Here is a 15,292-nt window from a genome sequence, read left to right on the forward strand (position 1 = left end):
CCCCCTAGGGGCAGTGGCAATAGGTATAGCGCGGTAGTGGAGCGGTGTTAGGTAGCGGTGCGGGTAGCCTTAGTGGCGTAGGTCGGTGGCGGTAGTCTTTATCTTCGTGCACTCTTCATGGCGCTCAGCAGATATGTCTTTCACGGTTCTTCACCTCAAAGCCAAGCCTAATAGCCGCGTTAATCAGCTAATAGTAGCGGCCGATGGAGGGCTGACGGTGCGTCTGAAAGCGCACGCGCACGCCGGACAAGCGAACGCAGAGCTAGTGTTATATCTGGCGGAAGTGTTCGGACTAAGCAAATCCAGCGTTACGATTCTGGCGGGCCATACAGCACCGTTCAAAAAAATCAGACTCGATGGTCTGAGCGCGGAAGCATGCCAGCTTGTGCTGGCGCGGTATTGGGCCTAAAATCCTTGCCCGCATACCGTTGGGGAGCTAACTCACTTGGGCTTGGCGCAAGCCTTCTTCCATGCGCGTAGCATAATGGGCAATGCGGTCAGCGCAATCTAGGTGGTTGATTATGCGGCGGGCGTTGCGATAATCGGTCACGGTGCCGTACAGATAGTGGCTTAAGGCTTTGCCCGTAAACAACCCCTGCCGCATACCCAGCGAAGCAATTCGGTAGCTTATGGTGGGGTCAAGGGCCAAATCAGGATCCTCTTCAAGGCCCAAACTCAGACGCAAGCCAAACTGCCGGTAGTTGGCCCGGCCCGTAAGCTGCACGTACCCGCGGCCTTTATAGCGGGCGCCGTCGCCATGCCGATGATTGCCCAGCACTTGGCCCACACGGGTGCCAGGCTCGTAGCGCAGAAAATACGCTGGCTCGCCGCGCTCCACAATGGGCTGCCAGCAGTCGGCACACTCGTGGCGGACGGTAGCCAGCAGGTAAGCCACCCAGCGCACATCCGTCAGGCCGGGGTCGTGTTCTATGTAGTGCAGCAGCTTCTCGATGCCATCTACCTGGCGCTGGGTAAAGCGCCGGCGGCCCGGCCCAGCCTGCCGATACAAATGGAATAGCGTGTCGTGGTTGAACTTCATACGTTCGCCCGCTATGAGGCCGCAGTATGCGGCTACTAAAAAAATGCCCCCAGGAGCGATTCAGTAGTGTTTCAAAGAAACCACTATCGGTTTCTTAAGCAGAAGAGTCCTTCGAAATATCGAAGACCAGGGACGTTGGGCCTAGTCAGGGCTGTTGCAGCACAGCCAACTGAAGCCTCTTTTGTTTATATAGTTATACCTAAATGTAAGTTTTCGCTATAACTATGTCAATAGACGTTTATAATTTTTCAATTTATAAATTGACTTAAGACACCTTCCTTCGGCTGCTATGCGTAGAGTGCCTGCAGCGTTGACACCGCTATTGAGGCTAGAGCTACTTCATCTTTTCCCTCCTCTCTCAATGACCTTCCCAACTTGTGCAATGGCTGGCTTTTGGGGCTTAGTGTCGGGCTCGGCACTGTTGCTAGGGGCAGCCATCGGCTATTACGCCAGCGTACCCCAGCGCCTGATTGCGGCCATTATGGCCTTTGGAAGTGGAGTGCTCATCTCAACGCTTTCGCTGGAGCTGATGGAGGATGCTTTCCAGAAAGGTGGCTTCAACTCCACAGCGATTGGTTTTGTGGGCGGAGCGGTGGTGTATACTGTAGCCAACTGGCTGCTGGCCCGCTACGGAGCCAAACACCGCAAGCGCTCCGGGCATCAGCAGCACGCCGAGCGCAAAGCCGTGCAAGCAGAAGGCCAAGACGGAGCCGATAACAGCATGGCCTTAGCCGTAGGCGCCCTTCTGGACGGCATTCCTGAAAGTATCGTGATTGGCTTGAGCCTACTGGCAGGCGGAGCCGTGAGTACGGTGGCCGTAGTGGCGATTTTCCTGTCTAATCTGCCCGAAGGTTTGTCGAGTGCTGCGGGAATGAAAAAAGCGGGTCGCTCCGCGCGCTACGTACTACTGCTCTGGGGTGGCATCGCGTTTATTTCGGGCGTGGCGGCGCTGGTGGGCTACTCGGTGTTCAGCCAGTTTTCGCCCCAGATAGTGTCCGCCACTACGGCCGTGGCAGCCGGCGCCATCCTGGCCATGCTAGCCGATACTATGATTCCGGAAGCCTTCGAGGTAACCCACAATTTCACGGGCCTGATTACCGTGTTGGGCTTTCTGGCTTCATTTTTTCTGAGCAAAATGGTGGAGTAAGCTACCCACTCATCTCGCCGTGGTATCAGGTTTTCTGGCTTCGCGCTGGTCGTCCGCATCTCGGTATGGTGTAGCTTGCCGCTTCTCGCCCTGCTTTTATCACTACCCTATCCGTTATGTCTGCCCTCCCCGATCCAGCTGCTATTCAACCCCTGCTGGAAGCCTTGGCTTTCTCCCCCGATAACCTGCCTCTGCGCAAGCACATAGCGGTCCTACTCAGCCAAACGGGCCGCCTTGCCGAGGCCGAAGACCTCTACCGCGCCGGCCTGCGCCAAGCCCCCACCGACGCCGATTTACAACTGGGACTAGCGGCCACTTATGCGGGCTTGCAGAAGACTTCTGCCGCTTTTGTAGTGGTAGAAGAACTCTTGAATGCCCAGCCCGAGCACGCCAGGGGGCATTTATTGCACGCCCGGCTGCTACTCCAAACCGGCCAGCTGACCCCAGCCCGCGAAGCCTACGCCACGGCGCTACGCTTCAATCCTACTCTAGATGATGCCGAGTTAGCGACCCAGCTCCAGGAGCGCCAGCGGGCCCCCTCTCACGGCGGCCCGGCCCTGGAAATGCCCCCCAGCCCTGGTTTCGCCGTGGATGAGCAGGCCCTGTTCGCCGGCCTCGAGAAACCCAAAATCAAGTTTGCCGATGTGGGCGGCATGGAGGCCGTAAAAGAAGAAATCCGCCTCAAAATCATTCACCCGCTCCAGTTTCCCGACCTATACAAGGCCTACGGCAAAGCTACCGGCGGCGGCCTGCTACTCTACGGCCCGCCCGGCTGTGGCAAAACTCATCTGGCCCGCGCCACGGCCGGCGAGGTACAGGCGTCGTTCATCAACGTGGGCATCAACGACATTCTGGATATGTGGCTGGGCAACAGCGAGAAGAATCTACACCAGATCTTCGAGTTAGCCCGCTTGCAGGCGCCCTGCGTACTGTTTTTTGATGAGGTAGATGCCCTGGCCGCCAACCGCCACGACCTGCGCCAGAGTGCAGGCCGCACCGTTATCAACCAATTTCTGGCCGAGCTGGACGGGGCAACCAGCGCCAACGACGGTGTGCTTATCATGGCCGCCACCAATGCCCCTTGGCACCTCGATTCCGCTTTCCGTCGCCCTGGCCGCTTCGACCGTATCGTGCTCGTGACGCCCCCCGACGAGGCCGCCCGCGCAGCCATTCTGGAGATTTTGCTGCGCGATAAGCCGCTAGCTGCCAACCTAAATTTGCCCCCCATCGCCGCCAAAACCGCCGGCCTCTCCGGCGCCGACTTGCGCGCAGTGGTAGACGTTGCTATTGAAACCCGCCTGCGCGAATCTATGCGCCAGTGCAGGCCCCTGCCCATCGAGCAGAATGATCTGCTGGGCGCCATAAAGCAGGTGCGGGCCAGCACTAAAGAGTGGTTTGCCACGGCCAAAAACTACGCGCTGTACTCCAATGAAGGCGGCGTGTACGATGATATTCTTGTGTATCTAGGCATCAAAAAGCCATCGGCCTAGCCTTCGGGCGCTTGTATGCAGCAAGTACAGAATGATCAATGGCAGGAGGCGGTGCAGCACCTGCTGGCCGTGCGCCGGCCCGAGCAAGCCGAGCAGCTAATACGCCGCCACTTGGCCCAGCACCCACGCGATGCATTTGCACATGTGTTGCTGGCGCTGGCGCTGCTACGTCAAAATAGGCTAGCGGAAGCCGCTAATGTCGCTAAGACAGCTATTTCCCTCAATCCATCGGAAGGTGAAGGATACTATCTACTTAGTTTAGCGCAGCTTTACGCTGGCCAACTAACAGCGGCTGAATCTACCATCCGGCATGCTTTAGAGCTGAGTCCAATCAATAGCAAGTACTTAGGTACGCTTGCCTTGATTCTTAACGGCTTAGAACGGGTAGTTGAGGCGCAGGTAGTCGCGGAGGCTGGCTTGACGAATGACCCCACGCATGTTCAGTGTCTTGTACAGCTAGTCAAGTCTTTGCAAACGCAGGAACTATGGGCGCCACTAAACTTGTCGCTACAACGGCTGGTGCAAGCACGGCCACAGCTGCCTTTTGCGCATCGAGCATTAGGTCAGGAGGCGGCACGACAAAGGCAATTCGCAGCAGCACAGGCTCACTACGAAACGGCCCTGCACTTGGCTCCCGACGACGCGGAGTCTCATAAAGGCCTCACCCAAGCTCTTCGTTATCAGTTTCTACCGGGCCGCCTGATGTACCGCATTGATTATTACGGCACATTCATTTCGGAGAAGTCGCCATTTGGGAAATTGGGCGCCTTTGGACTTGTGCTGCTTGTCGTAGGTCCCATTTCTCTTTTCTGCATTCCTCTGCTATTGTTTGTTGGCTTCGAAGCGGTGTACTGGCGGTTGCACCCTAAGATTCGGCAATTGCGCAGCCGCCCAGCGGGAACCCGCTCGTACTTACAGGAAACGCTGTACCGATATGGCGCTGTGGCTTCCGTGCAGCTGCTGATACTTGCTTTACTGCCCATTCTGATCTGGGGAATTCTCTGGTTGGGCTTGCCCAAAAACTCGTTGGGTCCGGTATTAACCGGCGGGCTGACTACGCTGATAATGGCTATGGGCCAAGTTTTAAAGGAAACCGCAGCCATGCCGGCGCCGGAAAAATCACCGCTTGGGTGGGTACTACTGACTGTAGCATACTTAAGCGGCAGCATTACAGCAGTTTTCTGGCCCACGTTCGGACCGTGGGAGGCATTTACTTTATTGCTGGGAAATGTCCTGTTGCTTTACTGGCGCTTTCGCACCCTGCGTCAAAAGTCATTGACTCACGCACTGCAGTAGTCCTTCCTTTCTTACCCTCCTCTCTCCGGTTTTATTTTCATGCAACAAGCCAACTGGCCCGAGCGCATCTTGCTTTTAATTCGTCAGGGCCGGGCTCCACAGGCGGAGCAGGAGTTGCGCCGTCACTTGCACAACGACCCCAGCGACGCGCTGGCCCATGCCTGGCTAGGTATGTGCCTGCTGGAGCAAGGCAAACTGGCGGCAGGACAGGCGGCGGCTGAGTTGGCTATCCATTTGGCTCCCGAATATGATTTTGCTCACTACCTGTTAAGCCTTGCTCATTTACGCCAACACCGGCCCGAGCAGGGATTGGCGGCCATCGAACAGGCCCTTGCCCTCGACCCGGAAGATCCCAACTACTATCATACCCTGGGCGTGATTCGCTTTAACCGGGGGCAGTGGCAGGCCGCGCTCAAAGCCACCGAAACCGGCCTTTGCTACGACCCCGAGCACGTTGACTGCCTGAATCTGCGCGCCCGCAGCCTCACGCGCCTGGGCCGGGCACACGAGGCCGTCGACGACTTCGACCAAGCCCTACGCCACGACCCAACCGACGCCGGCACCCACGCCGACCTGGGCTGGGTAGCCCTTGAAACCAACCGGCCCCGGCCGGCCCTGGAGCATTTTCGGGAAGCCTTGCGCCTGTCGCCAACGTCTGCGTATGCTCGTGAGGGCTTGGTTGAAGCTCTAAAAGCTCGGCATTGGCTGTATCGGGGCTTTTTGCAGTTTGCTAATTGGTCGTCATCATTGGGGGATGGGGCGCGGCGGGGGTTGTTTATTGGGTTGTATCTGCTGGCCCGCTTTGTGCCGATGCTGCTGCCGTTCTACTTGCTATTGGTGTTTATGAGCTGGTTTGCTGACCCGTTGTTTAATACCCTGCTGCGCCTGAACAGTTACGGCCGCCACGCCCTTAGTTCAAAGCAAGTGCGCGACTCCAACTATTTTGGCGGGTTGCTGCTGGGGGGCATTTTGGTGCTGTTGGCCGGTTATATTGCTACTCAGGTCACCCTTACTTTGCTGGGCATGGTGCTGCTGGGTTTGTTGTTTCCGCTGGTGGGTACGGCCCGGCTTACCGAGCCCAAGGCCCGGCGTCGCTCCCTATGGTTTGGCGCTGGCCTGGCCGTGGTGGGTTTGGTGGCGGTGGGTCTGCACGCTGCGGGCATCAAAGAAGGCTACGATACCGCCGCCTTGGGCCTGTTTTTCGTGGGATGGCTGGCGTATATCTGGACCCACGCTTTGCGGTAGCGCCTCAAGCACAGAACTAACCCACCGTGGCACTACGACTCCAGGGTCGTGGTGCCACCTCGAACCTTACTTTACCAACTCCCGCCGGTAGGTTTGCTCAAACTGCTCATCAATGCGGTAAGTAGATTCCTCATGCTGGCTGAGGTCGAGGCCGAGTTGCTCTTCGGCGGGCTTTACGCGCAAGCCGAAAAGCTTGGCCGTTAGCTTAAGCAACAACCAGGAGCCCATAAACGAATACACGACTACAATCAGCAAGCCCAACACGTGATAGCCAAACACGGTAGCAGTGCCGTGCACCAAGCCCACTTTATCAGCAAATACGCCGGTCAGCAGCATGCCCACAATGCCCCCCAGCCCGTGGCAGGGAAACACATCGAGGGTATCGTCGATGGTGGTGCGGCTGTTCTGCCAATGCACGGCGGCGTGGCTAACCAAAGCGGCCACTACGCCAATCAGAATGCTTTGGCCGTACTGCACATAGCCCGCGGCGGGCGTAATGGCGACCAAGCCCACTACCGCGCCGGTGCAGGCACCCACGGCTGTAGGTTTAGTGCCCCGCACTACTTCGATCAGCAGCCAGGCAATGAGAGCGGCCGCAGAAGCCAAGTTGGTATTCACGAAGGAAATTGCCGCCAGCTCATTGGCCCCTAGTGCGGAGCCCGCGTTAAAGCCAAACCAGCCAAACCACAACAGGCCCGTGCCCAGCAGCACATAAGGCACATTGGGCGTCGAAAACGAAGTGTTGCGCACATGGTCGGTGCGGCGGCCCAGCACCATAGCTCCGGCCAAGGCAGCAATTCCCGCCGAGATGTGCACCACTGTACCGCCGGCAAAATCCAGCACTCCCCACTGCCGCAGAAAGCCTTCGGGGTGCCAGGTCCAGTGCGCTAGGGGGCAGTAAATGAACAAGCAAAACAGCACCATGAACGCCAGATAACCCTTAAAACGCACGCGCTCAGCGAAGGAGCCCGTGATAAGGGCAGGAGTGATAATGGCGAACTTAAGCTGAAAGGCAAAAAACAGCACAAACGGAATACCCGGCGACAAAATTGGGTGCGGAGCCGTGCCTACGTCGCGCAGCAAGGCATACGTAAGCGGGCTGCCGATGAAGCCGTGCCAGCTGGTGCCATAGGCCAGCGAGAAGCCCACAAAATACCACACCAACGAAATTACGCCCAGTGCTACGAAGCTCTGGAGCATGGTGGAAATCACGTTTTTGGGCCGCACCATACCGCCGTAGAAGAACGATAAGCCAGGTGTCATAATTAGGACGAACGCCGTGGCCGTGAGCATCCAGGCTACGTCGGCGGCTTGTAGGCTGCCCGGAGCAGCGCTAGGGTGATTTACAGGATTAAAAGCGGCCAGCCCACTTAGTATCAACAAACCCACTAGGGCAACTGAACTATAGGTGGGACGAGAAGTAGATAATGAAGCCATGCAACGCACTCTTTTAAAATAGCCAACCTTAATTTTCAATAGCAATATACTTTGTGGTACTACATTTTTGCAAATAGCACCCTAACTTAATAAGTCATTTTACCTAATTGTAATACATATTTTGATATATGCCCCTAAAATTTATGGCGTCTTTGCTTAAACACTCATTTGGTGAAATACCTCAAAAAGCTGCCGCTAGCCTACTTGAACTAGTAGACTTGCGGCAGCTTTTTGAGGTACTTTGGAATTCGCCTTTATTCGCTGGCTTTCTACAATTCAAGAATTGCCCCCCATACACCATTTACTACTTCCGCCATGCGTTTGAAATCCAGCGTGTCGATGGTATCGGTGGGTTGGTGGTAGTTCGGGTTGCGCAGAAAGGACGTGTCGTTGATCATGACAGCTTGGTAGCCGTGGTTCCAGTAGTTGCGATGATCGGAAAGGCCGGCCAAACCGAGGCTGGGGGGCAAATTGATGCGCTGCACATCTAGGGTGGTGTGCTTGCGCATGAGAGTTTGCATTTGCTGGACTATTTCTTCCTGACCCGTTTTGCCCACTACGATAATGAAATTGCCGGTGTGCGGGTACAGTTTGGCCAAGCGCTCATCAGGGAAGCGTTGGGAGCCGGGCGCATCGGAGAAGTAGCCAATCATTTCGTAGCAAATCATGGCCCGCACGCGCACTTTTTGCTCGTGTATGGCGCGGGCGTGCACGGCGCTGCCCATGTGGTCGGTGGCAAAATAGGGGGGCTCCTCGTTGGGGTAGGCTACAAAATCGATGCGGCGAAACAGGGAGGGACGTTGCTCGTGGAGCAGGCGTGCAGTCTCGAGCAAGCCGGCCACGGCGCTGGCGTTGTCGTCGGCGCCGGGCTGGTCGCCGCACACGTCGTAGTGGGCACCTATAATAATGCGCTCGGCTTCGGGCGGGCCAAATGAGGCGATGATATTGCGGTAAGGGCGGCCCTCGGCACGGAAGGGCTGCTCGGCTACGCGGGCACTGCTGAGCTTGGCAAACTCCGCCTTAATATAGTCGGCAGCTTTATTCAAAGAAGCTAGGTTGTGGTAGTTGCGGGCGGGCTGAATGGACGTCAAGAACTCGACATCGGCGTAGAGGCGGGCTTGGTTGGCGGGCATAGCGGTGGGTGGATGGGTACACATTGTACGCTTAACCACCGCAGAGCGAAGGTCAGCCGTAAGCTATTTTGCCCCCAGCTACACTTTCTTATCGGTTCTACTATGTTATCTCGTAGTTGAGGTAAGCGTCAGGCCTCTCCCCTTTCTCTACAAGACCTTGGCAGCGCTTCCTGTTTTATGAACAAAGCTATTTTGCTTGTTGCCCTGGGTCTGCTGTTCTCCATGGCCGTATCGGGGCAAACTATGCCTGCGGCCGACTCTACCCTGGCGCTACTACCGAAAGTGAGTTCGACTGAGGCCGAAGTTGCCCCGCTCACTTTCTACGGCTTCGTGGATGGCTACTATGGCTATGATTTCAAACACGCGGCCACTCACAACCGGCCTAATTTCCTATACTCGCATAATCGCCAAAATGAGTTTACCGTGAACCAGGGCCTGGTGGGGTTACGCTACGACAACGGGCAGGTGCGCGGCGCCATTGGCCTGCATGCTGGCTCTTACGTATCGGCCAACTACGCCGCCGAAGATCAGGTGTTCAAGCACATCTTCGAGGCCTACGCCGGCTTTCGGCCGTTCAGGAAAGCGTGGCTGGATCTAGGAATTTTCAGCTCCCACATTGGCTTCGAGTCGGCTCTGAGTAAAGATAACTGGACGCTTACCCGTTCTTTAATGGCCGAAAATTCGCCTTACTATGAAGCTGGGGGGCGTTTTACCTACGATGTAGCTGATGCGCTGACCCTAACTGCCCTCTTGCTGAATGGCTGGCAAAATATCCGCGAGAACAATTCAGCCAAGGCCATAGGCACCCAAATTCAGTGGAAACCTACCAGCAAATGGGTCATCAACAGCAGCACGTTCTACGGCAACGAGCAGCCCCAAGACTCGGTGCGTCGCCGGCGCTACTTCCACGATTTCTACGTGAGCTACTCCGCCACCGACCGACTGTCGGTAGCCTTGGTATTTGATGTGGGCAAGCAGGAAAATGAGCGGCGCGGCGCTAAGGTTGATACTTGGCATACCGGCGCGGCTTTTGTGCGCTATCAGCTGGTGGAAAAGTGGGCTACCACACTCCGGGGCGAGTATTATACCGCCGACCGGGGCGTGCTTATTCAATCCCTATCGCCTGTGGTAACTGATGCTGATTTTCGAGTCCGGGCTGCTTCGCTCAACCTCGATTATGCCCCTTCCAACAATGTACTCGTTCGGGTAGAAGGCCGCGTGATGAGGGCCCGCAACACCATCTTTCAGCAGAAAGCAGCTAACACGTCGGACAGCTACGGCAACCTGACCAGCAGCATTGCTATCTCATTTTGAAGGTCGCGGCGGGTAAGTTATTCTAATCCAGAATAGAAGTTTGGGCGGCTTTTGACGGAGCAAAAAGGTGTTGTTCAGTTGAAACCAGCTTCTTACTCACTAAACCGGCCAGCCACGTTATCCATGTACTTCTGTCCCGAGCCGGTATTGAGCAGTAGCAGTTGCTCATCTGGCTGCAACCAGCCCGATTTTAGAAGTTGCCGGGCGGCCATCCACACGGCACCGCCTTCGGGCGCCACGAATAGGCCTTCGTGGCGGCTTAGCTCACGCATCCCTTCTATCATCTCTTCGTCAGAGATACTAACCACCGTACCATTCGATTCTTGCAGCACGCGCAGCATCATCGGCTCGCCTAAGGGGCGCGGCACAGCTAGGCCGTTGGCAATAGTAGGTTTGCCCATGTAGTTGTGGGCATTGGGCTGACGGCCTAGGTAGGTTTCTAGCAGAGGGCAGCAGTTTTCGGCCTGCACAGCCACCATGCGCGGCAATTTGCCCCCCAGCGGCAACCAGCCGGCCGCTTGCATTTCGTGTAGGGCCTTCCAGATGCCAATAAGGCCGGTGCCACCGCCGGCTGGGTACAGAATTACATCGGGCAATTGCCAATTAAGCTGCTCGGCAATTTCGTAGCCCATGGTTTTCTTGCCTTCCAGGCGGTAGGGCTCTTTTAGGGTTGATACGTCGAGCAGCTCACCGTTGGCGTTTTTTTCGCGTACCCAGGCGGCGCAGTCATTAATAAGGCCATCGATTAGCTGCACTTCGGCGCCGTACCAGTAACACTCTTCTTTAAAAGCGTTGGGCGTATGGCGAGGCATGGCCACTACGGCTTTTAAACCAGCTTTGGCGCAGTAGGCGGCCATGGCTACGCCCGCGTTGCCGGCCGTGGGGATAATGCAGCCGCTTACGCCAAGCTCCAATGCTTTGGAAATGGCCATGCTCAGGCCCCGCGCTTTAAAGGAGCCCGTAGGATTCTGGCCTTCATCTTTCAGCACCAAGGACCGCAGCCCGTACCGATTAGCCAGCGCGGATAGGTTGAGCATAGGCGTGAAGCCTTCGCCCAGCGTCACTTTATTAGCTATATCGAGCAGGGGAAGCAAGGCTTGGTAGCGCCACATACTGCCATCAGCCAGGTCAATGCTACTTTTGGGCACGGGCTGCCGCAAATCGTAGGTCGCAACCAAGGGCATAGCACAGCACGTCGATACTTTCTGGAGCTTGAATGCAGAATGCGGAGTGCCGCAGGCTGAGCATTCTAGTCCCTGCAGATGGGTGGTGATTTCGGTGCTAACTGACATCTTGTATGAGTGGTAATACCTCGGCAAGTAGTTCAGTTGCTATGCGAAAACAAAATAGCAATTTGGAATAGACTATTCCGTTTTGGAATAATAGCGCTTCGTAAACTGTACGAAGTTTTTGTAGGGCAAATTATTCTCGGTGCCTTTGCGCTGAATAAAGTTGAAGTGGCGCACCATAGTCAAATCTGGAATCTGCACTTGCACCAGTTCACCAGAAATCAGTTCTTTTACTACCGCCTGCCGCGGCAGAAAGGCCAAGCAAGTATCTACCCGCACGAAGTTTTTCAAGGCCTCCGTACCTCCCAGCCGCACTTTTACCGGCAGCTCACTCAGCTTAATCTGCTTTTGAGCCAACGCCTCTTCCAATACCGCCAGCGTACCCGAGCCCGACTCGCGTAGGGCCAACGGAATGCTGTGTAAGTCCTGCGACTTAAGCTGTTGCTGCTTCAGGGGATTCTTGGCCGAGCACACTGCTATTACCTCATCGGTGAGAAAAGGTGTGTAGGTGACGTTGCTGACTTTATTGATACCCTCAATCACGCCTAAATCAATCTCGTGCTCCAGCAGCGCCTTCAGAATATTCTCGCTGTTGCGGTTTTTGAGCGTGAGCTGAGTATTGGGGTTCTGCTCCAGATAGGCCGAGAGTACGGGGGGCAAAACGTAGAGCGAAATGGTGGTACTGGCCCCAATCATCATCTGAATACGGGGCGAAAAGTCTTCGCTGATTTTCACAAACTCCTGGTGCAGCTCGTGCTGTAGCTGCTTGGCTACCAGCAGCTTTTTGTACAGCAGTTTGCCCCCCGGCGTCAGTACCACGCTGTTGCCCAAGCGCTCAAACAAGCCCGTTTTGTAGTATTCCTCCAGCGCCTTTATTTGCTTGCTGATAGCTGATTGGCTGATGAACAAGGTCTGGCTGGCTTTGGTAAAGCTGAGCAAGCGGGCCACTTCCAGGAAGATTTCGTGCTTGTGGGAAAGCATAAGACGTTTGCGAGTGGCTGGGGGCAAATATGGAAGTTTTAGGTACGTGAGCAGGCTTTCAATTATCTAAAGTCTGGCCGCAATTGTTCCCATCGTAGCCCTAAACGCTTAAACGCTCCAAATACTATCTACTGTGGTGGCCTTAGAAACAGAAAGATTGCGGTCAGGCTACTCCCCTACAGCCCGGGAGGTGTCAAATCCTGGAGTAAGCCGCGCAGGTCTTGGTTGATGAGCCGTACCGAAGCCTGCAATTCGTTGAGCATATCGGCGCGCAGGCGCAGAGCATCGGCGTCGTAGTGGCCACCTCCACCAAAAAGTAGCTCTTGCTGCTCGCGGCCCTCGCGCGAATCGGGGCGCTCCAGCTGGCCGTAGTTTTCCCACCGGCGGCGGGCATTATGCGCCAACGACGACTGCGCCTGGTTGGTGAAAGCCGGCTCCGTGAGCACGTACCACACGCTCGGCGGATAGGTAGCCGACTGCGGGGTTTCTTGCCAAATATTGGTGAGGAGATTACGCGGATGCATAAACTGCACTGTTGGGTTTGACGTCAGGGTGAGCACACCTAAGGCCGCCGTAATCAACCCACCACCGATGCCGAACACGTACTGCCCGGTGCGGCTTTCTAACACCGTAGTAGCCACCCCCGAAGCCGCCCCGACGGCAATAGAAAGCACCGTTAGGCGCTGCTCGTACCGGTTGGCACGCTGGGTGAGGTAGCTGGCGGCTTGGTCGGCCCGTTCGCCTTCGCAGTCCAGTTCGGCGGCTACGCTGGCAATAGTGGTTGAGAGCAGCAATAGACGAGTAAGAATGCGCTGTTGCTGGGCCTGGTACCGTTCGCTACGGGCGTTGCCGGCGAGGGTAGCCTGCTCCATGTGCACCAGTTCCTTTAGCTGCGGCAGCACGCCGGCCGCATTAGCCAGCAGCAGGCTTCGTTGCGAAAAACGCTTGGTCAGCACGCTGTCGCGCAGCAGTGGGCGAATGTCGGCTAAAGGCAAAAAAGTCGCGTCATCGACTGCTTCTACAGGCGGGTCGCAGTAACCGAACTCTACGCGCAACGACTGCCCGGTTTGGCGCGTGCCTGCGCAGGACGACAGTAGCACAGCTAACAGCAAACAGCTAGTTAACGCCCGGGAAAGAGAAGAAAAGTACATAAGCTTGCCAGCTACAAACTGCGTAAAAAGTGTACGTGCTCCTTGTGCTGCACGGCCAAGAAATCAAGTCAACGAGGCTCCACCTTTACTGCATCAACTTAAACTCCTCACGCAACAGCTTTTCCGTCAGGGCGCGGCGACCTTTGATGAAGGCTTCGGTAGCTGGCCCGTTGTTCTTGGGCTCTACGTTCAAAGCAAAGAAATACGGCTTACCGTTTTGTTCAAGCCAGCCCACAAACCAACCATTGTTGTAGTCTTTGCTGGAAGTCCAACCGGTTTTGCCGCGTAGAGTCCAATCTGCCCCCCGGCCCAGCACCAGCAGCGCCTTCACCGTTTCCTGATGCTGCCGCGCCACTGGCAACTGGTTGCGCTCCAAGCGTTGCAGAAAGTCTATTTCCTCAAACTGGGTGATACGCGAGGGTCCTTCCAGCCAAAACATATCCACCGTAGTTGGCGTCACGACCATACGCCCGTACTGTAGCTTCGGCAGCCATTGGTTGTAGCTCGGGACTCCGATGCGGCGGGCTAGCTGCTGGTAGCACGGCACGCACGACACGCGCAGGGCCGTGGCCAAGGTCATATCCTGATTCCAGGCTGCCGAGATGGTTCTAGTCACGCCGTCCCAGCGGAATATTTCGCTGGTGTCGCGCACAGCGCCGGTTTCCAGACCGATAAGCGTGTTGGGAATCTTGAAGGTAGAAGCCGGCAAAAAGCCTTGGCGGCAGCGCTTTAGATTATAAGCTGTGTATTGCTTGGCGTCGGCATCAAGCAGCAGAAAAGAGCCTTGCAGGTTGTATTCATCGAAGTACTTCTGAAGGTCGCGCTCAGTAATACGTTGGGCTGAAGCAATGAAGGAACTCAGAATCAAGAGCAGCGAGAGAAACGGCAGACGCATCAGGAGCAAGAGAAGTTTGGAGTGGGCAAGTTTAGCTCTTTACTCGCTTACAGCTAGGTGCCAGACGTAGCAGTAGCCCCATCTCACCCTACACATTTCTCATTCCCGTTGTCATCCTGAGGCGCGAAGCACCTTAGAATCATTTTTCCAACAAGTACACAGTCAGCTCAGCGGCGTAGTGCGAGAGGGCAAAACAAACTGTGTTAATCAGAAGGCTCTTGCCTATAAGAACCCAACGGGATGTCTTCGGGAAAAGTCTAGCGTAGGTCAGGGTGTTGTAAGCCACAATGAAAGGCAGCTCGGCATATTTGGTATTGAAATCCGGAAAAGCTATGCGCAACGCGTTCAGAATCAACACCACAAACATGATCAGGGAAATACTATAGAGCACCACAACTGCTATTTCAGCATAATTGTAGCGTGACTTTCGGAAGAATACCCACGTGATGAAGGCATAGAGCGGCAGCAGAGCCATCTGCATCAGGGCAAAGTAATGCCGAAAGTAATCCTGCGAGTCGTCGCTCATACCGTAGAGCTTAAACACCAGCGACTTGATGAGGAATTGACCTAATGCCGTAACCGTAACAGCTATAAAGAACATCGAAAACGGCTTCTGGTGCTGATAGCGTCGGCCCTCTAAGTACTCCCGCTGCATGGCGCCGGGGTGCAGAACCAACTCTTTCAGCGTGTACAGAAACCCCTTATCAAGGTGGGTGAAGAGGTGAAAAACCTCATGGCTCAAATGGTGTAAGGAAATGCGGTGTGTTGCGTAGCTCTGTCCACAATTTTGGCAAAAACGCCCCGTTCCGTGATGACCACAGTTTTGGCAGATGTTGGCAGCGGCAACAGGTGGTGAGTAGGCAAGCTCTTGCATT

Annotated in this window: 14 protein-coding genes; 6 read left to right on the forward strand and 8 right to left on the reverse strand. The window is 55.7% G+C overall.

The genetic code is table 11. The features are described 5' to 3' along the window. Nucleotides 1-133 precede the first annotated feature (133 nt). Entirely contained in the window at nt 134-409 is a 276-nt protein-coding gene (locus tag ACW9KT_RS14880) for a DUF167 domain-containing protein (protein WP_457081746.1), read from the forward strand. A 27-nt stretch (nt 410-436) separates the two neighbouring features. Here ACW9KT_RS14880 and ACW9KT_RS14885 read toward each other — a convergent pair whose 3' ends face one another. Next, entirely contained in the window at nt 437-1,039 is a 603-nt protein-coding gene (locus tag ACW9KT_RS14885) for a hypothetical protein (RefSeq protein WP_457081748.1), read from the reverse strand. A gap of 382 nt (nt 1,040-1,421) precedes the next feature. Between ACW9KT_RS14885 and ACW9KT_RS14890 the strand changes: the two genes are divergently transcribed. From ACW9KT_RS14890 to ACW9KT_RS14905, 4 genes are all read left to right on the forward strand, one after another. Continuing rightward, nucleotides 1,422-2,186, forward strand: a complete 765-nt coding sequence (locus ACW9KT_RS14890) for a ZIP family metal transporter (protein ID WP_457081750.1) — start codon at nt 1,422-1,424, stop codon at nt 2,184-2,186. Between the two features lie 116 nt (nt 2,187-2,302). Continuing rightward, complete coding sequence (locus ACW9KT_RS14895; RefSeq protein ID WP_457081752.1) at nt 2,303-3,676, forward strand: AAA family ATPase; 1,374 nt, start codon at nt 2,303-2,305, stop codon at nt 3,674-3,676. Nucleotides 3,677-3,691: 15 nt separating this feature from the next. Further along, nucleotides 3,692-4,972, forward strand: coding sequence for a tetratricopeptide repeat protein (locus tag ACW9KT_RS14900; RefSeq protein ID WP_457081754.1), 1,281 nt, complete (start codon nt 3,692-3,694; stop codon nt 4,970-4,972). Between the two features lie 39 nt (nt 4,973-5,011). Further along, nucleotides 5,012-6,217, forward strand: coding sequence for a tetratricopeptide repeat protein (locus tag ACW9KT_RS14905; RefSeq protein ID WP_457081756.1), 1,206 nt, complete (start codon nt 5,012-5,014; stop codon nt 6,215-6,217). 66 nt (nt 6,218-6,283) lie between these two features. On the opposite strand, the gene ACW9KT_RS14910 is transcribed toward ACW9KT_RS14905, so the two are convergent. Then, a complete protein-coding gene (locus ACW9KT_RS14910; RefSeq protein WP_457081758.1) occupies nt 6,284-7,654 on the reverse strand; it encodes an ammonium transporter in 1,371 nt (456 codons plus the stop codon). Between the two features lie 269 nt (nt 7,655-7,923). Then, nucleotides 7,924-8,787 carry a M28 family peptidase gene (locus tag ACW9KT_RS14915; protein WP_457081760.1) on the reverse strand — a complete coding sequence of 288 codons (864 nt, stop codon included), beginning with the start codon at nt 8,785-8,787 and terminating at the stop codon, nt 7,924-7,926. A 177-nt stretch (nt 8,788-8,964) separates the two neighbouring features. On the opposite strand from ACW9KT_RS14915, the gene ACW9KT_RS14920 reads away from it, so the two are divergent. Further along, nucleotides 8,965-10,101, forward strand: coding sequence for a porin (locus ACW9KT_RS14920; RefSeq protein ID WP_457081762.1), 1,137 nt, complete (start codon nt 8,965-8,967; stop codon nt 10,099-10,101). Between the two features lie 92 nt (nt 10,102-10,193). On the opposite strand, the gene ACW9KT_RS14925 is transcribed toward ACW9KT_RS14920, so the two are convergent. The 5 genes from ACW9KT_RS14925 to ACW9KT_RS14945 form a co-directional block, all read right to left on the reverse strand. After that, the gene (locus ACW9KT_RS14925; RefSeq protein ID WP_457081763.1) at nt 10,194-11,393 is read right to left on the reverse strand and encodes a threonine synthase; all 1,200 of its coding nucleotides are present in this window, start codon (nt 11,391-11,393) and stop codon (nt 10,194-10,196) included. Between the two features lie 72 nt (nt 11,394-11,465). Then, nucleotides 11,466-12,371: a LysR family transcriptional regulator gene (locus tag ACW9KT_RS14930; RefSeq protein ID WP_457081765.1), complete on the reverse strand. Its 906-nt coding sequence runs from the start codon at nt 12,369-12,371 to the stop codon at nt 11,466-11,468. Nucleotides 12,372-12,547: 176 nt separating this feature from the next. Continuing rightward, entirely contained in the window at nt 12,548-13,471 is a 924-nt protein-coding gene (locus ACW9KT_RS14935) for a hypothetical protein (protein ID WP_457081767.1), read from the reverse strand. Nucleotides 13,472-13,607: 136 nt separating this feature from the next. Further along, nucleotides 13,608-14,417: a class D beta-lactamase gene (blaOXA, locus tag ACW9KT_RS14940; RefSeq protein ID WP_457081769.1), complete on the reverse strand. Its 810-nt coding sequence runs from the start codon at nt 14,415-14,417 to the stop codon at nt 13,608-13,610. A gap of 139 nt (nt 14,418-14,556) precedes the next feature. Beyond that, entirely contained in the window at nt 14,557-15,159 is a 603-nt protein-coding gene (locus ACW9KT_RS14945) for a DUF3667 domain-containing protein (protein ID WP_457081771.1), read from the reverse strand. Nucleotides 15,160-15,292 lie beyond the last annotated feature (133 nt).

It is taken from the genome of Hymenobacter sp. HD11105 (assembly GCF_054051685.1).